Origin of the sequence: Caballeronia sordidicola, from assembly GCF_002220365.1 — a bacterium.
Taxonomy (GTDB): Bacteria; Pseudomonadota; Gammaproteobacteria; order Burkholderiales; family Burkholderiaceae; genus Caballeronia; species Caballeronia sordidicola_C.
The window spans coordinates 64382-84129 of the sequence record NZ_MTHB01000063.1 but is presented as its reverse complement, the minus strand read 5'-3'; the positions used below and the strand labels follow the sequence as shown (position 1 = coordinate 84129).

General features: G+C 60.0%; 13 protein-coding genes and 2 pseudogenes. 5 read left to right on the top strand and 10 right to left on the bottom strand.

Annotated features, from left to right (window positions below):
* Window positions 1–114: 114 nt before the first annotated feature.
* The 5 genes and pseudogenes from mctP to BSU04_RS11120 all read right to left on the bottom strand — a co-directional run.
* Window positions 115–1665, bottom strand: a complete 1551-nt coding sequence (gene mctP, locus BSU04_RS11140) for a monocarboxylate uptake permease MctP (RefSeq protein ID WP_089160749.1) — start codon at window positions 1663–1665, stop codon at window positions 115–117.
* Window positions 1665–1919 (bottom strand): DUF3311 domain-containing protein, encoded by a 255-nt coding sequence (locus tag BSU04_RS11135; RefSeq protein WP_089160663.1) that lies wholly within the window; start codon window positions 1917–1919, stop codon window positions 1665–1667. Before BSU04_RS11135 ends, mctP begins: the two co-directional genes overlap by 1 nt.
* 271 nt (window positions 1920–2190) lie before the next feature.
* Window positions 2191–3123 (bottom strand): spermidine synthase, encoded by a 933-nt coding sequence (locus BSU04_RS11130; protein ID WP_089160662.1) that lies wholly within the window; start codon window positions 3121–3123, stop codon window positions 2191–2193.
* A complete protein-coding gene (locus BSU04_RS11125; RefSeq protein WP_089160661.1) occupies window positions 3120–3593 on the bottom strand; it encodes a DNA-deoxyinosine glycosylase in 474 nt (157 codons plus the stop codon). The genes BSU04_RS11130 and BSU04_RS11125 overlap by 4 nt, the downstream gene beginning before the upstream one ends.
* A gap of 5 nt (window positions 3594–3598) precedes the next feature.
* A pseudogene (locus BSU04_RS11120) lies at window positions 3599–4156 on the bottom strand (chorismate--pyruvate lyase family protein); the annotation flags it as partial.
* A 156-nt stretch (window positions 4157–4312) separates the two neighbouring features.
* Here BSU04_RS11120 and BSU04_RS11115 point away from each other — a divergent pair.
* Window positions 4313–4570, top strand: coding sequence for a hypothetical protein (locus BSU04_RS11115; RefSeq protein WP_089160659.1), 258 nt, complete (start codon window positions 4313–4315; stop codon window positions 4568–4570).
* Between the two features lie 94 nt (window positions 4571–4664).
* On the opposite strand, the gene htpG is transcribed toward BSU04_RS11115, so the two are convergent.
* Window positions 4665–6569: a molecular chaperone HtpG gene (gene htpG, locus BSU04_RS11110; protein WP_089160658.1), complete on the bottom strand. Its 1905-nt coding sequence runs from the start codon at window positions 6567–6569 to the stop codon at window positions 4665–4667.
* 162 nt (window positions 6570–6731) lie between these two features.
* Window positions 6732–8174: an aminotransferase-like domain-containing protein gene (locus BSU04_RS11105; RefSeq protein ID WP_089160657.1), complete on the bottom strand. Its 1443-nt coding sequence runs from the start codon at window positions 8172–8174 to the stop codon at window positions 6732–6734.
* 344 nt (window positions 8175–8518) lie between these two features.
* Between BSU04_RS11105 and BSU04_RS11100 the strand changes: the two are divergent.
* From BSU04_RS11100 to BSU04_RS11085, 4 genes and pseudogenes are all read left to right on the top strand, one after another.
* Window positions 8519–9190, top strand: a pseudogene (locus tag BSU04_RS11100) (VOC family protein); the annotation flags it as partial.
* Between the two features lie 410 nt (window positions 9191–9600).
* Window positions 9601–10809, top strand: coding sequence for an aminotransferase-like domain-containing protein (locus BSU04_RS11095; protein WP_089160655.1), 1209 nt, complete (start codon window positions 9601–9603; stop codon window positions 10807–10809).
* Window positions 10810–10894: 85 nt separating this feature from the next.
* Window positions 10895–11359 (top strand): RidA family protein, encoded by a 465-nt coding sequence (locus BSU04_RS11090; protein ID WP_089160654.1) that lies wholly within the window; start codon window positions 10895–10897, stop codon window positions 11357–11359.
* A gap of 606 nt (window positions 11360–11965) precedes the next feature.
* Window positions 11966–14365 carry a bifunctional diguanylate cyclase/phosphodiesterase gene (locus BSU04_RS11085; protein ID WP_089160653.1) on the top strand — a complete coding sequence of 800 codons (2400 nt, stop codon included), beginning with the start codon at window positions 11966–11968 and terminating at the stop codon, window positions 14363–14365.
* Window positions 14366–14391: 26 nt separating this feature from the next.
* On the opposite strand, the gene BSU04_RS11080 is transcribed toward BSU04_RS11085, so the two are convergent.
* The 3 genes from BSU04_RS11080 to BSU04_RS11070 all read right to left on the bottom strand — a co-directional run bounded on the left by BSU04_RS11080 (window position 14392) and on the right by BSU04_RS11070 (window position 19514).
* Window positions 14392–14850, bottom strand: a complete 459-nt coding sequence (locus tag BSU04_RS11080) for a CopD family protein (RefSeq protein ID WP_089160652.1) — start codon at window positions 14848–14850, stop codon at window positions 14392–14394.
* Between the two features lie 243 nt (window positions 14851–15093).
* Window positions 15094–17406 carry a DNA topoisomerase IV subunit A gene (gene parC / locus BSU04_RS11075; protein WP_089160651.1) on the bottom strand — a complete coding sequence of 771 codons (2313 nt, stop codon included), beginning with the start codon at window positions 17404–17406 and terminating at the stop codon, window positions 15094–15096.
* A gap of 92 nt (window positions 17407–17498) precedes the next feature.
* The gene (locus BSU04_RS11070) at window positions 17499–19514 is read right to left on the bottom strand and encodes a DNA topoisomerase IV subunit B (protein WP_089160650.1); all 2016 of its coding nucleotides are present in this window, start codon (window positions 19512–19514) and stop codon (window positions 17499–17501) included.
* Window positions 19515–19748 lie beyond the last annotated feature (234 nt).

Genomic DNA, 19748 nt, shown 5'->3' with positions numbered 1-19748 from the left:
AAAAGGTTGATGAAACCGGACGCCGAAAGACAAAACGCCCGCAACATCCGTTACGGGCGTTTTACCAGCTTTCGGGTCGGAACGGGGTTGGATCGCCCGTTTTTCCCTTTCCGATCAGGTTTCCGCGACGTCGAGATAATCCTCAGGGCTCGTACGGTCGTCCGAGCGCTTCAGACCGATCACACGCACCGCAATGCTCACCACGATCGATACCACCAGATTCACGACCAGTGCCCATACCGCGGCGTAACCGGGGATCGCATAGCCGAACAGGTGGATCGTGAAGATCGAGCCCGCCAGTTTCAGCGACACCGCCATCCACGTACCCGTTGCAATGCCGGCAGCCCAGCCGAGCAGCAAGCCACGGTGATCAAGAACCCGCGTGTACAGACCAAGCACCAGCGCCGGCAGCGTCTGGATAATCCAGATCCCGCCGAGCAGTTGCAGCTGGATGGCGTAAGTCAGCGGCAGCGCAAGAATAAACACGACAGCGCCCACCTTCACCAGCAGCGATACCAGCTTCGCAACATTGGTTTCCTGCTCCGGCGTCATGTTCGTGTTCACGAACTCCTTATGCACGTTACGCGTGTACAGGTTGGCGGCAGCGATCGACATGATTGCCGCCGGAACCAGCGCGCCAATACCGATTGCGGCAAACGCCACGCCTACGAACCACGACGGGAAGAAGTGCAGGAACAGTGCCGGGACGGCGAAGTTCGAACCGTACGCCTTGAAGTACGGGGCGAATTCCGGCATGTCCTTTACGCCCGATGCCAGCGCCATGTAACCCAGCAACGCGAGCAAACCGAGCACCAGCGAATAAGCCGGCAGCAGCGCCATGTTGCGGCGGATCGTGTTACCCGACTTCGACGACAGCACCGCCGTCACCGAGTGCGGATACAGGAACAGCGCAAGCGCTGACCCGACCGCCAACGTGGCGTACGCGCTGTAGCCGTTCAGGCTCGACGCATCCGGTGCCTTCAGCAGGATTTTCGCCGGATCGACATGGGCGAAGATCGCGCCGAAGCCGCCGAGCTGCGCCGGGATGATGATCATTGCCGCGATGATCGTGATGTAGATCAGCACGTCCTTCACGACCGCGATCATGGCCGGCGCGCGCAGGCCTGACGTGTACGTGTAGGCCGCGAGAATCGCGAACGCGATGATCAGCGGCAGATCGCCGACGAAGCCCGAGGTATCGAAGCCGAGCGCGCCGATCACCACTTCAATACCGACAAGCTGCAACGCAATGTACGGCATCGTCGCGATAATCCCCGTCACGGCAATGGCCAATGCCAGCATGCGGCTGTTGTACCTAGCGTGAACGAAGTCGGCAGCGGTGACGTAGCCGAACTTCTTCGAGATCGCCCAGAGCTTCGGGAACACGACGAAGGCGAACGGATAGATCAGGATGGTGTACGGCAACGCGAAGAAGCCGGTGGCGCCCGCACCGAACACAAGCGCTGGAACCGCGACGAACGTGTACGCCGTGTAAAGGTCGCCGCCGAGCAGGAACCACGTGACGATCGTGCCGAAGCGACGGCCGCCCAGGCCCCATTCATCGAGTTGTCCGAGATCGGCCTTGCGCCAGTGAGCAGCGACAAAACCCAGGATCGTCACGCCGATAAAAAACAGGACGAAGACGAAGGTTGCCGTGGAGTTCATCATCGCGGGCTCCCGGGTGTGAGCTTGGGAACATCGTGGACAGGCTTGGTCTTCATATAGACCACGGCCGTAATCACCGCGCTGATCAGCACCCAGAGCAACTGGTACCAATAGAAAAACGGAAAGCCCATGAGCACGGGCTCGATCTTGTTATAGAACGGCACCCAGACCACGCCGATCCACGGAAGAATCAGCAGCCAGAGCCACCGCTTGTTGCGAACTTGACCACTGGCGGTCACCGCCTCTTGAGCCATGACGCTCTCCTCTTTCTTTTGAAATGTGCTGCTTGACTGGGCTTTGCGCGGGTCTCGCGTCAAAACGTCAGTCTTATAGCGCCCCGAAATAACACGTGGAGTATATGGACGCAGAAAAGCGGGTCAAGCAGGGCGAACCCGAACCGTAATGATGGAGAACAGCCATATGTAATCTTGCTGTAGTGTCCTGCCTCGTCCGAAGACATGACAGTCAAACAGCGGGTCCGTTGTCGGACCTCGCCTTGGGTGCTTCAGCTTGATACCTTGATGATCAGATGGAGAAGCTGGTCACGTCGTCCGCGCCGGCGCTGATCGCCAGCCCCTTCACCCATTGACGGGCCGGCAGCTTCAATTCCTTCTCGATCAGCTTCGCCCGCTTTTCAAGCTGCGCGTACGGTATGTCGAGTTCCGGACCGGCGAACGCGATGGCAATGCGATTGCCGTCGTGGACTTCGGGCAACGCGATCACGCGGCCATCGAAGGCTTCGTTCAGGCGCTTCATATTGAGCACGAAGCTCGGATGATCGCCGAACAGGTTGACCGTCACCACGCCCGCCGGCGCCGTCAGGCAAGCCCGGCACGCACGATAGAACGAGGTGCTATCCAGCACGGGGCCGCGCGCGGTGGCGTCGTAGACATCGATCTGCAATGCGCCGATGGTGCCATGGTTCGCACGGTCGTTGACGAAGTCCCACGCGTCCTGCTCGTGGACAGTCAGCCGTGCGTCGTCGTTCGGCAGTTCGAACATCGTGCGCGCTGCTATCACGACGGACGGGTTCAATTCGACCGCTTCCACCTTCGCGCGCTTCAAGAACGCGTGGGCGAACTTGGTCAGCGCGGCCGAGCCGAGTCCGAGTTGCACGATGCGCTTCGGCGTTTCAATGAACAACAGCCACGCCATCATCTGCTGTGCGTATTCAAGCTCGATGTGGTTCGGCTTTTTCAGGCGCATCGCGCCCTGCACCCATTCGGTGCCGAAATGGAGGAACCTCACACCGCCCTCTTCCGAGAACGTCACGGGCGCGAAACGCGGCTTGCGGGGGACATCGATACGCGGTGCGTCGTCGAGATCGCGGTCGAGATCGTCTCCGCGCTCGCGCTTCAAGCGCTTAGCTTGCTTCTTGTCTTGCTTGTCGAGCTTGTCTTGACGCTTGCTGCCGAACGCGCGAGCTTCCGCCGACGCACGCTTGATTAATTGGGTCATTTAAGGATGTCGCGCCAGATGCGCAATTTTTGATCGAACGAGAGGATAGCATTCGCCGGACTCGACGAAGGCAGGACGAGGGTTTCATAGCCCGCCGCGCGGATCACCGGTTCGAAGCGGCCCGACGTCTTGCCGTTGAAGCAGAGCTTTTTCAGTCGCGGCGCATGAAGGCGGAATGAAGCGAAATCGTTCGGGTTCGCGTTGCGGATCGCGGTGTCGAGACTGCCTTCGCGCTCGCAGGCCGCGAGCACATCCCATAGGCCGATGCCGTGTTTCAGCAGCCTGAGCACGCGGTCATCGTAGGGAAGCTCGTTTAAAGGCTCTTCAATCACCGTACCCACCAGCCGCCAGAACTGGTTACGCGGATGCGCGTAATACTGCGCGGCATCGAGCGACGCTACGCCCGGGAAACTGCCGAGGATCAGCGTGTGCGTGTTGTTATCGGCGATGGGCGGAAAGCCTTTCAGCATTTTTCACGACGCTCGACGAACGACCAGAGCGCCGGCAGGAAGCATTCGGTGACCATCAACGGCGCGTCTTGTCGCAAGAATACCGAACGGCGTGCAACGAGCGCGTGCGGTTTTTCATGCGGGATTTGTCTGGCTGCAAGTTTATAGAGCGGATCGCGCGCATCGATCCTTCTGTTCGTGAGCGGCGAGCGCCACACGCTGCTATCGCTATAAAGCAGTTCTGCGAGCGGGCGCGTCCTCAAACGACGCATAGCTTGCCACACGCCCGAACTGGCATGGAGCGGCACGATGCTGTGCGCCGCGACGAATGGCACGCGGTCCACATTCAACACGACTTCGCGGATCCACACCGGCGTGCGCGGCGTGATGTCCAGCGCCGCAGCTTCATCCCGCCACGGCTGACCAACCGTCTCGCGGGTGACTTCGACGGTGACATCGCCCAGTTCGCGCAAATGTGCGGTCAGCGAGCCGCCGCGCGTGAGCCAGTCCTTCTGATCGGCAGTGAAAGTGGGAAGCGGACGGTCGCGCCAGGCATGAGTACCGGCAAGAGGAGCTTTTGACATGCGCGAGATTATAAAACCAGACACGTATATAGGAGGATTCGTATAGATGTCGGCGGGTGCTCACGGGAGACTGACGAACCGGTCGGTCAATAGACGACAGCCCGGCGCTCGCGGCAATCCTGTTGCGCGCCATCTATCAAGCATGAGAGGAAACGCATGTCGGTCAATACCAAACAAACGTCGAAGGTCGTCGCCACGCTGGCGTCGCACACGTTGCACGACCCGAAGGCATCGGCGATTGTCAAGAGCCTCGCTGCGTCGGCGTTGTCGCAGACGCATACGAAGAATCAAACGGGCGCCGAGATGGAACATAAGGCCGCACAGGTTCTTCACAGCGACAAATATTCAAAGGACACGAAGACGCTGGCGGCCTCGGTCGTCGCGCAGGCCAACAAGGAACGGCGAGCCAAGTAAATCGCAACGCCGCGTAGCCTACGCGCAACTGCAATAAAAAAACGCGCCGCCAGTTTCCTGGCAGCGCGTTTTTTCACTTCTTCCGAACGCTGACTTATCGCGCCAGCAACAACGCGTTAGTCCGCTTCACAAAGCTTGCCGGATCTTCCAGCGTGCCGCCTTCGGCCAGCATCGCCTGATCGAAGAGCAGATGACACCAGTCGCCGAAATTCGCGTCATCGGCGTGAAGCTGCTTCACCAGCGGATGCTCCGGATTCACTTCCAGAATCGGCTGCATCTGCGGCGCTGCCTGACCTGCTTGCTTCAGCATGCGTTGCAAATAACCGCTCATGTCGCCGTCATCGGCAACGAGACACGTCGGCGAATCGGTCAGGCGGAACGTCAGGCGCACATCTTTGGCCTTGCCTTCCAGCGCTGCCTTCATGCTTTCCACCAGCGGCTTCAATTCTTCGCCGACCTTCTCCTGCGCCTGCTTTTCCTCGTCATTCAGCGCACCGAGATCCAGGTCGCCGCGCGCCACGCTTTGCAGCGGCTTGCCATCGAATTCGTTGAGGAACGACAGCATCCATTCATCGACACGATCCGTCAGCAACAGTACTTCCACGCCCTTCTTGCGGAACACTTCAAGGTGCGGGCTGTTCTTCGCGGCCTGCCAGGTGTCAGCGGTAACGTAATAGATCTTCGTTTGCTCGGGCTTCATGCGCGACACGTAGTCGGCGAGCGCCACGGTCTGCTCCGAAGAATCAGTATTCGTGGAAGCAAAACGCACGAGCTTGGCAATACGCTCGCGATTGCCATAATCCTCGCCAATACCTTCCTTGAATACCTGGCCGAACTCTTTCCAGAAGGTGGCGTACTTGGCTTTCTCGGCGTCATCCGTGGCTTCTGCCGACGACGATGCCACTTCTTCCAGCATCGACAAAACGCGCTTGGTCACGCCTTCGCGGATTGCCTTCACATCGCGGCTTTCCTGCAGGATTTCACGCGATACATTCAGCGGCAAATCAGCCGAATCGACCACGCCCTTCACGAACCGCAAGTAGGCCGGCACGAGTTGTTCCGCGTCGTCCATGATGAACACGCGCTTCACATACAGCTTCAACCCGCCCTTATGATCGCGGTTCCACATATCGAACGGCGCGTGCTTCGGCACGTACAGCAACTGCGTGTATTCGCTACGGCCTTCCACGCGGTTGTGGGTCCACGCGAGAGGATCGTCGTGATCGTGGGAAAGATGCTGGTAGAACTGCTTGTATTGCTCGTCTGTGATCTCACTCTTCGGACGCGTCCAGAGCGCACTCGCCTGATTGACCGTCTCGTCTTCGTCCTTGGTGACCATCTCGGACTTCTCTGCATCCCACTCTTCCTGCTTCATCAGGATGGGCAATGCGACGTGATCCGAATACTTCTGGATGATCGACTTCAGCTTGTGCGTGGAGAGGAACTCGTCTTCTTCCGGACGCAGATGCAACGTGATGCTAGAACCGCGTTGCGCGCGCTCGATCTGTTCGACGACGAAATCGCCTTCGCCCGCGCTTTCCCAGCGCACGCCTTCGCTTGCCGGCAAACCGGCGCGGCGCGTTTCAACCGTGATCTTGTCGGCGACGATGAAACCCGAGTAAAAGCCCACGCCAAACTGGCCGATCAACGCAGCGTCTTTCTGCTGATCGCCGGAGAGTTTCGAGAAGAATTCCTTCGTGCCCGAGCGTGCGATCGTACCTAGGTTCGAGATCGCTTCTTCGCGGCTCATGCCAATGCCGTTGTCGTCGATAGTCACGGTGCGCGCCGCCTTGTCGTACGAGATGCGGATGCGCAGATCCGGGTCGTTTTCGTACAGCGCACTATTTTCGATACCTTCAAAACGCAGCTTGTCCGCCGCGTCCGATGCGTTCGAAATCAGCTCGCGGAGGAAAATTTCCTTGTTGCTGTAAAGCGAATGGATCATCAGATGCAGAAGTTGTTTCACTTCTGCCTGAAAGCTCATGGTTTCTTGTGCCATGGTCGGTTCCTCTGGTTGTGTCTAATGTTGACGGATTTTCTTGGGGCTGCAGCGATGCAGCCGGAATGCATCGCGCGAATTCTGCGAAACATGAGGTCGCCCGCGATAATTTCAAGAGGTGCACCGCATCTGCTGATTGCACTTGAGCGTGCGGCGGTGACGCTACCCGACGCGATCCGAGTAAGCGCAGAGCATGGCGGGCAGGCCAGGATCGCCGCAATTCGCGATGTTGAAGCGCATCCACGTGCTGGGCAGTTGATGCGGGGAAAACAAACTCCCGGGCGTCAGCAAAAAGCCGGCTTCGTGCCCGGCGGCAGCGAGCCCCTCGGAGTCCACGCCGGTATCGGCCCATAAAAACATGCCCGCCGATGGCACCAGATACGGCTTGTAGCCGACTTTTTCGAACATCCGGACGGTTTTCTCCCGGACCCCGTCCAGTTTTGCGCGCAGCCGTTCGACGTGACGCCGGTAGTGGCCGTCGGTGAGCACTTTGTACAGCACGCGCTCGTTGAGTTCGGGGCTCGTCATGCCGACCAGCATTTTCTGATCAGCGATAGCGTTGGCCACTTCAGGTGCAGCTGCGACATAACCCACGCGCAAGTTCGGCGCGAGCGTCTTCGAATAACTGTTGAGGAAAATCACCCGCTTCAGTTGGTCGAGGCTCGCGAGGCGTGTCGCCGCGAAATTGGTCGGGCACAGATCGCCGTAGATATCGTCTTCCACGACGATGAAATCGTAGGTTTGCGCGAGTTGCAGGATGCGAAACGCCTGTGCCGCGCTCAGCGACGTGCCGGTGGGATTCTGCAGCACGGAATTGATCACGAGCATCTTCGGGCGCCAGGTCTGGACCATGGCTTCGAGCGCGTCGAGATCAGGCCCATCCGGCGTGTATGGCATGCCGACAAGCCGCGCGCCCTGCGCCACGAATCGGCCGAACATCTGGAACCAGGCGGGGTCCCCCACTATGACCGTGTCGCCGGGTTTCACGAAGACTCGCGCGATCAAGTCGATGGCCTGCGTCACGCCGGACACCATCACGATTTGCTCCGTCGACGCGCCTATCTCAAGCTCCTCCAATCGCGTCTGGATTTGCTGGCGCAACGGCAGGAATCCTTGCGGCGTGCCAAAGCCAAGCATTTGTGCGCCGCTTTGCCGGCTCATGGAGCGCAGCGCACCGGTCAGCAATTCGCCGTTCAGCCAGCTGGAAGGCAGATAGCCGATGCCCGGCCCTTTCGCCGGACTCGACGTATGGAGCATGTTGCGCAGCAGCCAGACCACGTCAATGGTGCTAGGCACCGGTGCGCGCTCAGTGGCTAATGTCGGGTGGACGTGGGAATCGTTGGAACTGGTCCGGTCGCGCACGAAAAAACCGGAGCCTCTCCTTGAATCGAGATAACCGTGCGCGACCAGCCGTTCGTACGCCTCGACCACCGTGAAGCGAGACACGCCCTTGTCCACAGCGAGTTTGCGAATGGACGGCATGCGCATGCCCGGACGGAATACCCGCTCGTCAATACGGCGCCGGCCCCACTGGACCAACTGGTCGACGAGCGTCAGTTGCGGCGCGCCGTGCGGCGCGGGAATCTGGTCGAGCGGGACTGACATGTCAGGTTCCATCGGGTTTGAATGCGTTCGATGACTGTATCGCAGAGTATCGGATAGAGTGTACCGTTACTGTTACGGTCGTTGCCGATACATTTAAGACCGGGACGATAGGTAAACTTGGTGTTTTTTGTGCGCGTTTCGTGCGTTGTTTCATACGTTTTCACTGTCGCTGGGGGATCTGGCGCGGTTTTCGGCCGCTTCGGGCTTGCGCCGATTATCTGGCGAGATTCCCGGCAGGATGGCTAACGCGGGCCAAGCGCTGTGGCACAGCCGGACGTTACGGGTATGCTGACGAGCTCAGCCGGCGTTGTCCGGGCAATTTTCCTTCACGCTATTTGTGCACTATGACCGCTCATCCGCTGCAACTCGATCATCTCGTTATCGCCGCCCGCACGCTGGAAGAAGGTGCGGACTTTATCGCCGCGAAACTGGGAGTCGAGATGGCGGGAGGCGGTGCGCATCCGCTGATGCGCACGCATAACCGCCTGCTGAACCTGTGGGGCGGCGCGTATCTCGAAGTGATCGCGATCAACCCGGACGCCGAGCCGATTGAAACCAGGGAAACACCGCGTCCTCGACTCTTTGCACTCGACAACCCGGCGCTGCGCTTGCGTCTCGAAGCCGGTCCGCAGCTCGTGCACTGGGTCGTGCGGGTGAACCGGCCGAAGCTGCTGTCGCGCTGGCAGACGCAATATCCGGAGCGCATCCCGGCTGTGGTACCCATGACGCGCGGCGGGAACGCGTGGGATCTCACCATTCCCGCCGATGGCGCTTTCCCAGCGTGGCAGGATGCCGGCGACGGGGTCCTGCCGTCGCTGATCCAGTGGGACACACCGCAGCATCCGAGCGAATCGTTGCCGGAAACGGGTATCGCGCTGAAATCGCTGACGGGGTTTCATCCGCGAGCGCACCTGATCTCCGAGCAACTGGCGTGGCTCGGGGTGTCGCATCTGATGCAGGTCGAGGTGACGGCGGCCACGCCGGTACTCGTCGCGGAATTTGAGCTGGCGGACGGTTCGGTCGTGACGCTGGGGGAATCGGCGGAATCGATCGATGCGGCAAAGCAGGCCGGCGTCGCGCCAGCCAAGCCGGCCCGCAAGCGCGTGAAGAGCAAGAAGACCGGGGACGCAATCGCAGCTAATGACGCGGACACGCCTGAGGACGCGGCCGAGCCGACGCAAGACGAAACAGTGCAGGAAGACGAGCACTAGAACATCCGATGGCAGGCATTCGTGCTTCTTGCCGGTACTGGGTTTTGACCATCGATCCCGACCATCGCAGCACCAGGCAAGCCATAATAAGCGTCCCCCGCCGCTCCCTCATTGCGCTGGATTGCAGTGCACAGGACCCTATTCGAAGCACCGTGCAATATTTTTTCAACCCGCATACGCACTAGAACTGCTTACCGAGACCAACCGAGGACCCCATGAATCAAGCCGACCTTCAAGCCAAGCCGTGGCAGCTTTCCGAACGTGCGAGAAAACTCACCAGTTCGGCCATTCGCGAAATCCTGAAGGTCACCGAGCGGCCCGAGGTTATCTCGTTCGCGGGCGGATTGCCGTCGCCGGCTACGTTTCCGGTCGAGGAAATGCGCGTGGCGTGCGACCGCATCCTGCGCGACAGCCCCGCCGCCGCGCTGCAATACAGCGCCACGGAAGGTTACTTGCCGCTGCGCGAATGGGTCGCACACCGCTACTCGGTCAGCGGCGCGTCGATCCGGCCGTCGCAAGTGCTGATCACAACGGGCTCGCAACAAGCACTCGACCTGCTCGGCAAGGTGCTGATCGATCCCGCCAGCCGCGTACTGGTCGAAACGCCCACGTATCTCGGCGCGCTGCAGTCGTTCTCCATGTACGAGCCGAACTACGTGCAAGTCCCAACCGACGAACACGGCTTGATCCCGTCCTCGCTCGACGCCACGCTGACGGCCGGTGCGCGCCTCTTGTACGCGCAGCCGAATTTCCAGAATCCGACGGGCCGTCGCCTGCCATTGGAGCGCCGCACCGCGCTGGCCGCGTTTGCGCAACGCGCCGGCTTCCCGGTGATCGAGGACGATCCGTACGGTGCGCTCGACTACGCGGGCGCACCGCTACCGACCATGCTGTCGATGGCGCCCGATCACATCGTTCATCTGGGTTCGTTCTCGAAGGTCCTGTCGCCCGGCATGCGCGTGGGTTACATCATTGCGCCCGAAGAGTTGCACTTCAAGCTGGTGCAGGCAAAGCAGGCAACCGACTTGCATACGCCAAGCCTCACGCAACGCATCGTGCACGAGGTCGTGAAGGACGGCTTTCTCGAAACGCATATCCCGAAAATCCGCGCGCTGTATCGTGATCAGTGCGCGGCCATGCTGGCGTCGCTCGAACAGCACATGCCGGCGGGCGTGGAATGGAACCGTCCGGAAGGCGGCATGTTCGTGTGGGTGAAGCTGCCGAAACACGGCGATAAGCACATCGATACAATGAAGCTGCTCGAGCAGGCAATCGAGCAGCACGTCGCGTTCGTGCCCGGCGGCCCGTTCTTCGCGAATGAAGCGGAACACAACACCCTGCGCTTGTCGTTCGTGACCGTGCCGCCGGCGAAAATCGACGAAGGTGTTGCGAAGCTCGGCGCGCTGATCCGCGCGCTGCTCTGATCTCGTTGCATGGCAAGCGTGCCACGGCGGGACGACCGCCTTGGTGCGCTCTCGCGTCATCCTCTCCATCTTTAGGGAATACCCCATGGCCCAACTTAACGTCTACGACAAACTGAAGGAACTCGGCATCGAATTGCCGACGGCCGGCGCACCCGCCGCCGCCTACGTGATGAGCGCGCAAAGCGGCAACACGGTTTATCTGTCCGGCCACATCGCGAAGAAGGACGGCCAGGTGTGGGTGGGCAAACTGGGCGCTACGCTCACGACCGAGGAAGGCCGCGCCGCCGCCCGCTCGATTGCCATCGACCTGATCGCGACGCTGCACGCGCACGTCGGCGACCTGAACCGGGTAACGCGGATCGTGAAGGTGATGAGCCTGGTCAACTCCACGTTCGAGTTCACCGAGCAGCATCTGGTGACCAACGGCGCGTCCGAGTTGATCGCCGATATTTTCGGAGAGCGCGGCAAACATGCACGCTCGGCATTTGGCGTGGCGCAGATTCCACTGGGCGCATGCGTCGAAATCGAATTGATTGCCGAAGTGAGCTGAAACCCCTGCTTTAAACGCTTAAGACGCATAAATCGTTGCAACGAATTTTAGTCTTGTTCTTAATCCCGATGCCGCCCGGCACCGGGATACAAATTACCGGATTTCGTTCGCTTAAATTCACATTGGCGAAACGATCATTGCCCCCGCCGAAGCCCCTCCCGATAAGCGTTTCAGCCTATCCGTGTATACCTCGATACTTCGCCGCGCCGCCACGCTTCCTTAAATGAGTCGCCTTCAGTAATATCTATTCCGGTTGTCATTGGTATTATCTGGCTTAGCCGCCATTATGGGAATCAGCCTCACGCGGGGAGACTGGATAACCAGCGGCTACCCGGTCAACCCGGGTCAGCGCCGGACGGAGTTCTAAAAGCAGTATTACCAAAAACCATCGTAAACGAAATGAAAGCGTGCCTGACGCGCACATAGGCTCCAGCCTGTAAAGAGGGTCTGCAAACAACTCGAACGATGGCCCGGATTCAGCGGGAATCGGAAATAACGCCCCGCCTCACCGGCATTGAACGCTGCAGCAATGCCGACACCCATTTGTGTTGTTCCGGACGCACTATCGGCGCAACCCGTCACAGGGTCCATGGACTGACCAAACCCATGAATCGATCACGGCCCAAAGCGCCACGCGACATGAAACAAGCGGATTTTCCGCGACGGCGCCGCGCATTGTTCGCCATTCCGGCGCTGGGCGCGCTCGTGCTCGTCCTGCTGTGGACGGTGATCTTCGCACGCCTGTCGGTGGAGCGCGACGCCGCCACGCACGCGTCAATGGCCTCAGCCGCCATTCTCTCGTCCGCGCTCGAGCAGCACACGATCAAAGCCATTCATCAGGTCGACCAGATCACGCGTTTCGTCAAATACGAGTTCGAGAAGACGCCTGGACAGTTCAACCTCGCAAGCACGGTTGAAAAAGGCGTGGTGCAGAGTGACACGCTGGTGCAAGTGTCGTTGATCGATGAACATGGCATGCTGATCGGGTCCACATCGGGCGCCATACAAAAACCGGTCGATCTCTCCGATCGCGAACATTTCCGGGTTCACGCGCTTTCCAACGACGACCTGCTCTACATCAGCAAGCCCGTCCTCGGCCGGGTCTCCCGGCAATGGACGCTGCAGATCACGCGCCGCCTGAATCATCCCGACGGCTCGTTCGCGGGCGTCGTGGTGGTGTCGGAGGACCCCAGCTACTTTACGAGCGACTTCTACAACGTGGCGTCAATCGGACGCGACGGTGTGGTCGCCGTGATTTCGGACAACGGCTCGGTGCTGGCACGAAGCACGGGTGTGGGTGCGGCGTCTGCCCAACCGGACGGCCGCCCGATGAAAAAAGTCGACGGCAGTGGCGACCCGCGCGGCGGGTTCACAGCAAGCGGCGTGTACCCGACCTCCGAGCACGCATCCGGCATCTACGTCGATCCGATCGACAACGTCACGCGCATCGTTTCGTATCGGCATATAGATGGTTATCCGCTCGGTGTGCTTGTCGGACTGTCGCAGGCGGAGGAATTCACCGACTTCAATCACACGCGGCGCGTTTATCTGCTGATGGCGACTTTCATCTCGCTCGCCATGCTTGGCTTTTTCGCGGTGGCGACCGGGTTGATCGGCAAGCTGCTCGGGCGTGAGCGCGAGATGACGCATCTGGTTGAATACGATTTGCTGACCGGTCTGCGAAACCGCTATTCCACGCTGCAAATGCTGCGTCACGATGTTGCCAAGCCGGAGAACGTTGGCCACCTTGCGCTGCTTTTCATCGATCTCGACAACTTCAAGACCGTCAACGACACCCTCGGTCATAACGCCGGTGACATCGTCTTGCAGATGACGGCGTCGCGGCTGGCGGAAACGGTCGGCGACAACGGCATGCTGTCACGTATTGGCGGCGATGAATTCGTCGTGGTGGTCAAGGGCGCCGACGTCGAACGACAAGCGGTTGAACTCGCAGAAGCGGTTTCGCATATGTTCGCGACACCTTTCGACGTGCGCGGCAGCGCGTTCGTGTTGCACGCGAGCATTGGCATTGCGTTGTATTCAGTGTCGAGCGAAAGTGAAATCGACTTGCTGAAGAAGGCCGACCTGGCCATGTACAGCGCGAAGGATTCGGGCAAGAACTGCTTTCAGTTCTATTCTCCGCAGTTATCGCATCGCGCCGATCATTTGATGAAGTGGGAACAGCAATTACGGGTCGCCCTGGCTCAGGATCAATTGTTCCTCGCTTATCAGCCAAAGATCGATCTGACCCGGCGTTGCATCACCGGTTTCGAAGCACTGGCGCGATGGAATCATCCCCAGCACGGTCTTATTCCGGCCAACGAGTTTATTCCGGTTGCGGAATCGACGGGACTGATCGTGCCTATCGGTGACTTCGTGATTCATACAGCTTGCCGGCAATTGGCCGTCTGGCAGCGTCAAGGGTATGACGGGTTGTCACTCGCGGTGAATATCTCGGCGGTGCAGTTCTGGCGCGGGGATTTGCTCGAAACAGTAGCCGCAGCTATTCGCGAAAGCGGTATTGCGCCGGGGAAACTCGAACTCGAGATTACTGAAACGGTGATGATGGAGTTTCCGGATATCGTCGCGGAAAAGATTTCTGCGTTAAAGCGGCTTGGGGTCAGGATCGCACTGGATGATTTCGGTACTGGATATTCGTCGCTGTCTTATCTGAACCGGTTTGCCGTCGATACGCTCAAGGTCGACCGGTCATTTATCCAGGCTATTCCACACGATCGGAGCGTCTGCGTCATGGTCTCCGCAATCGTCAATCTCGCCCGGTCGTTGGGATTGACGGTTGTGGTTGAAGGGACCGAGACCGAGGAGCAGGTTGCGTGGTTGTCTCGGCTTGGGCCGATCGAGGCTCAAGGCTTTCTCTTTTCTCGCGCGGTTCCAGCTGATGGTGTGCAGGCGCTGCTCGACCGGTTTGGAGTCTGTGGCCTGGGGCTCATGGTCGATGTAGCGGCCCTGCCGTTGGGGGAAACGCCATCTAATGCCGTCGATTAAAACACGAGTCCGCGCCCCCTCCCCGATCAGAATCCCCGCGATAAAACCGCTGCGCCCACCGTCACCACACCCAGCACGATATTGACCAGCACGAGCCTTCTGATCGTACCCACCGCTCTCGCACCATCCGGCCAGTTTTGCGATTGCACTGCGCGGCGGATTTTTGGGAAAACGCCAAAGCGGATATGGCCGAAAATAAGCATCATCACAATGCCGAGACCCGTCATGGCGTGTAACGGCAACGCCGCATGGGTACCACCGAATTGCGTCAGCAAAAAGCCACCAGTCAACAATATCACCAGCACCGATGCCGCCACCCAGTTAAAAAACCGAGCGAATACCGACTCCCATAACGGCAACCTCAACTGCGGCGACAAATCCGCTATTGCGGGCCGCAGACAGAAGTGAGCAAAAATCATCCCGCCAATCCAGACTGCCACTCCCAACAAATGCAGGAACAGCGCCACTTCAATCGCTTTATTCATTAACGTTCCTAAATGCAGGTGAATCACCGGTTCTCACTGCCGGGTCAAGCGCTTATTCACCCAAGCACTTATCCGCCACTTCGCCCGCCGCCTTTTTCACAAGGTTCGGCCGTTCGACTCAGCCAGACGAAGCCAGTTCAAGTATTTTCAAGATAAACAAACGCCCCGGGCCGGCTGAGCCAACCCGGGGCGCGTGATTACGCGTGATTACGCGTTAGCAGGCGTTCATTGCGCGTCGGTTAGTCAGCCTTCGAACACCGGCCGCAACTCCGTCACCTTGATGGTGGACTCGGGCGCACGACCCTTGCGGGCTCGTTTGCCTACGTGTGCTTCCAGGGCCGCACCGGCGAGTTTCTCGTCACGCGCCTTGCCGCCCCGGCCCGTGCCGATCAGCACCAAACCGCGTGCGTCGATAGCCAGCGCCTGCCGCAACGTCTCCTTCGGATCGAGCGCCATCAAAATGACGCCACGGCCGCCACCCGACAAGGTCTTCATCTCGTCGACATCAAATATCAGCAGGCGGCCATTGCTCGACAAGCACGCGACCTTCGTGGCGCCTGGCAGCACCGGCATGGGCGTAAGCGGTGTCGCGCCTTCATCGATGGTCATGAACGACTTGCCCGCCTTCACCCGGCTCACCATGTCGCCCAGCTTGGCCATGAACCCAAAGCCGTTACTCGATGCCAGCAGCAAGGGCTGCTCAACCGAAGCGGCAAAATAATGCAGCAGATGCGACCCCGACTCGAGCTCGATCAACGACGTGACCGGAACACCGTCGCCCCGGCCGCCCGGCAGGATTGCAACCGGCACGGAGTACACGCGCCCGTTGCTGCCCCACGCAATCAGCATGTCCGGCGTACGCGCCTGGAACGCGGCATAAATACCGTCGCCGGCCTTGAACTGGAAGCTGGCCGGATCGAGACCATGGCCCTTCAACGCCCGCACCCAGCCCTTCTGCGATACCACCACCGTCACCGGCTCGTCGACCACCCGCACCTCGAACGTCGCCCGCTTTTCCGGTTGGATCAACGTGCGGCGATCGTCGCCATATTGCTTGGCGTCGGCTTCAATCTCCTTGATCAGGAGCCGCTTCATGGCGGCGTCGCTGTTGAGCAACTCTTCGAGCTTTTCCTTTTCGCTGCGCAATTCCTTTAGTTCCTGCTCGATCTTGATTGCTTCGAGCCGCGCCAGTTGCCGCAAACGGATTTCAAGAATGTCGTCGGCCTGACGTTCGCTGAGATTGAACCTCTCCATCAACGCCTGCTTCGGATCATCGGCTTCGCGGATGACACGGATCACTTCATCGATATTCAGAAAGACGATCATCCGCCCTTCAAGAATATGAATCCGGTCGTTCACCTTCCCCAACCGATGCTGCGTGCGGCGCGTGACCGTCGTGAACCGGAAGCCGACCCACTCATGCAGGATCTCGCCAATGCTTTTCTGGCGCGGCCGGCCGTCCGTGCCGATCATCACCAGGTTGATCGATGCGTTCGACTCAAGACTCGTGTGCGCGAGCAGCGAATTGACGAACTCGGTCTGGTCGATACGGCTCGACTTCGGCTCGAACACAAGCCTCACCGGCGCGTCGCGGCCGGATTCGTCGCGGACCGTGTCGAGCAAGGCGAGCAGCGTCTGCTTGGTCTGCAACTGATCCGGACTCAGCGCCTTCTTGCCGAGCTTGATCTTCGGGTTCGTCAGCTCCTCGATCTCCTCGAGCACCCTCTGGCCCGATGTGCTCGGCGGCAATTCCGTGATGACCAGTTGCCACTGACCGCGCGCCATCTCTTCGATCTTCCAGCGCGCCCGCACCTTCAGGCTGCCGCGGCCAGTTTCATAAGCCGCCGCAATCTCGGCCTGACTCGAAATAATCTGGCCGCCGCCCGGAAAATCCGGACCCGGAATCAGCTCGACCAGCCGCGCGTGATCGATCTTCGGATCGCGGATCATCGCAACCGCGGCGGCCGCGACTTCACGCAGATTGTGCGAAGGAACCTCGGTCGCCATCCCCACGGCAATACCCGACGCGCCGTTCAGCAGCACGAACGGCAGGCGCGCCGGCAACAGCTTCGGCTCCTGGAATGAACCGTCGTAATTCGGCATGAAATCGACGGTACCCATGTCGATTTCATCCAGCAGCAATTTCGCGATCGGGGTGAGGCGCGCTTCCGTGTAACGCATGGCGGCCGCGCCATCGCCGTCGCGCGAGCCGAAGTTGCCCTGCCCGTCGATCAACGGATAGCGCATCGAAAACGCCTGTGCGAGACGCACGAGTGCGTCGTAGGCCGACTGGTCGCCGTGCGGATGGTATTTACCCAGCACGTCACCCACCACGCGAGCCGACTTCACCGGCTTGGCGGTGTTGGCCAAGCCCATCTCGTTCATCGCGAACAGGATGCGGCGCTGCACAGGCTTCTGGCCATCAGAAACGTCGGGCAGTGCCCGGCCTTTGACCACGCTCACCGCATAGTCGAGATACGCGCGCTCGGCGTAATCGCCCAGCGTCAGTTTTTCGCCTTCGGGCGCGGCTTCTTGGTCCGCGAAGAGATCGTCCATCAGATTTCCAGTGTTATGCGTTGACGAAGTTCAGAGTGTGCATCCAGCATCAGCGTCAGATCGGGCGTCACATCCGCCGAAGCATGAAAGCGTCAAATATCAGCTTCGACTTCGTTGCCCTTCTCCTCAAGCCAACTGCGCCGCGACGCCGCTTCGCCCTTGCCCATCAGCATCGTCATGCGGGTGACCGTGTCGTCAAACCCGAGATCGCCGACTTGAACCGGCAGCAAACGGCGCGTGTCCGGGTTCATCGTGGTGTCCCACAACTGCTCCGCGCTCATCTCGCCCAGCCCCTTGAAACGGCTGATCGACCATTGCGTCTCGCGCACGCCGTCCTTCCTCAGCTTGTCCAGAATCGCCTCGAGCTCACCTTCGTCGAGTGCGTAGAGCTTTTGCGCCGGCTTCTTGCCACGCGCGGGGGCATCGACGCGAAACAGCGGCGGCCGCGCGATGCATACATTGCCCTGCTCGATCAGTTGCGGGAAGTGCTTGAAGAACAGCGTGAGCAGCAGGACCTGGATGTGCGAGCCATCCACGTCCGCGTCCGACAGGATGCAGATCTTGCCGTAACGCAGATTCGAAAGATCTGCTTTCTGGTCCAGGCTGTCGGGACCGTGCGGGTCCACGCCGATCGCCACGGCGATGTCGTGCACTTCGTTGTTCGCGAACAGCCGGTCGCGCTCGGTTTCCCACGTGTTCAGCACCTTGCCGCGCAACGGCAGAATGGCCTGGAACTCCTTGTCGCGACCCATCTTCGCCGAGCCGCCAGCCGAATCGCCCTCGACCAGGAAGAGTTCGTTGCGCGAGATATCCGTCGATTCGCAATCGGTCAGCTTGCCGGGCAGTACTGCCACGCCCGAGCTCTTGCGCTTCTCGATTTTTTGCCCGGCGCGCGTACGCGCCTGGGCCTGCCGGATCACCAGTTCCGCGAGTTTCTTGCCGTACTCCACGTGCTGGTTCAACCACAGTTCGAGCGCGGGCCGTGTAAACGACGACACGAGTTTCACCGCATCGCGACTATTGAGGCGCTCCTTGATCTGCCCTTGAAACTGCGGATCCAGCACCTTCGCCGACAACACGAACGACACCCGTGCGAACACGTCTTCGGCCAGCAGCTTCACGCCCTTGGGCTGAAGATTATGCAGCTCGACGAAGCTCTTGACCGCCTGGAACAAACCGTCACGCAGACCCGATTCATGCGTACCGCCAGCCGGCGTTGGGATCAGGTTGACGTACGACTCGCGCAGCAACGGGCCTTCTTCGCTCCACGCGACGACCCACGTTGCGCCCTCGCCTTCGGCGAAGGTTTCCTCACTCGACTTTGCATTGCCTGCGAACCGTTCGCCTTCGAACAAGGGAATAAGCAAGTCGCTGCCGCCCATGCCCTCCAGCAGGTAACCGCGTAACCCGTCCTCGTATTTCCAGGTTTGGCGCTCGCCGGTTTTTTCGTTGATCAGTACGACTTCCACGCCTGGCAGCAACACCGCCTTCGAGCGCAAGAGCCGCTGCAATTCACCGACCGGCAGGTTCGGCGAGTCGAAATATTTCGGATTGGCCCAGGCAGTGACACGGGTCCCTGACTTCTTCTCGCCGCGATTCATTGCACGGGTTTCGAGCGCCTTCACCACGTCGCCATTCGAAAAGCCGAGGTCCGCGACCTTGCCGTCGCGCCAGACGGTCACGTCCAGCCGGGTAGACAACGCGTTCGTGACCGAGACACCCACGCCGTGCAGGCCGCCCGAGAAGGTGTACGCACCGCCGGCCGCCTTGTCGAACTTGCCGCCCGCGTGCAGGCGCGTGAACACGATCTCGACGACCGGCACGCCTTCTTCCGGATGCATGCCGAACGGAATGCCGCGTCCATCGTCTTCGACAGACACCGAATGATCGACATGCAGCGTGACCGTGATCTGCTTGCCGTAGCCGCCAAGCGCCTCGTCGGAGGCGTTGTCGATGACTTCCTGAATAATGTGCAGCGGATTTTCGGTGCGGGTGTACATGCCGGGCCGTTGCTTGACCGGCTCAAGACCCTTGAGCACCTTGATCGATGCTTCGCTGTATCCGCTGTTCTTGCCGCTGTCGGCGGCGCTGGGTTTTTTCGTGGACATGTCTGGACGTGGGTCCGGCGGTCCGGGTGGCCGCGGCTCGAATTCGGTAGCGCAATTCAGAGAGCGGCCACGCCGGACAACCGGCGAATGCGTGAACATAGCGGGCCAACCCGGCCAACCGCGCCTGAGCCAGCCGCGCCGGATTGCGCGTTATTAACTCGAGACCGCGACGGCCTCTCGCTTGGACTATAGCGTTTCACTATAAGGTGTCACCACGGTGTAACTGCGGCGACG

Bases quoted from the DNA above. Each gene is read 5' to 3' on its own strand.
- BSU04_RS11115 (WP_089160659.1), top strand. From the start codon at position 4,313: ATGTCGGTCAATACCAAACAAACGTCGAAGGTCGTCGCCACGCTGGCG.
- BSU04_RS11125 (WP_089160661.1), bottom strand. From the start codon at position 3,593: ATGCTGAAAGGCTTTCCGCCCATCGCCGATAACAACACGCACACGCTG.
- mctP (WP_089160749.1), bottom strand. From the start codon at position 1,665: ATGAACTCCACGGCAACCTTCGTCTTCGTCCTGTTTTTTATCGGCGTG.
- BSU04_RS11085 (WP_089160653.1), top strand. From the start codon at position 11,966: ATGAATCGATCACGGCCCAAAGCGCCACGCGACATGAAACAAGCGGAT.
- parC (WP_089160651.1), bottom strand. From the start codon at position 17,406: ATGGACGATCTCTTCGCGGACCAAGAAGCCGCGCCCGAAGGCGAAAAA.
- BSU04_RS11135 (WP_089160663.1), bottom strand. From the start codon at position 1,919: ATGGCTCAAGAGGCGGTGACCGCCAGTGGTCAAGTTCGCAACAAGCGG.
- BSU04_RS11080 (WP_089160652.1), bottom strand. From the start codon at position 14,850: ATGAATAAAGCGATTGAAGTGGCGCTGTTCCTGCATTTGTTGGGAGTG.
- BSU04_RS11105 (WP_089160657.1), bottom strand. From the start codon at position 8,174: ATGTCAGTCCCGCTCGACCAGATTCCCGCGCCGCACGGCGCGCCGCAA.
- BSU04_RS11130 (WP_089160662.1), bottom strand. From the start codon at position 3,123: ATGACCCAATTAATCAAGCGTGCGTCGGCGGAAGCTCGCGCGTTCGGC.
- BSU04_RS11090 (WP_089160654.1), top strand. From the start codon at position 10,895: ATGGCCCAACTTAACGTCTACGACAAACTGAAGGAACTCGGCATCGAA.
- BSU04_RS11095 (WP_089160655.1), top strand. From the start codon at position 9,601: ATGAATCAAGCCGACCTTCAAGCCAAGCCGTGGCAGCTTTCCGAACGT.
- BSU04_RS11070 (WP_089160650.1), bottom strand. From the start codon at position 19,514: ATGTCCACGAAAAAACCCAGCGCCGCCGACAGCGGCAAGAACAGCGGA.
- htpG (WP_089160658.1), bottom strand. From the start codon at position 6,569: ATGGCACAAGAAACCATGAGCTTTCAGGCAGAAGTGAAACAACTTCTG.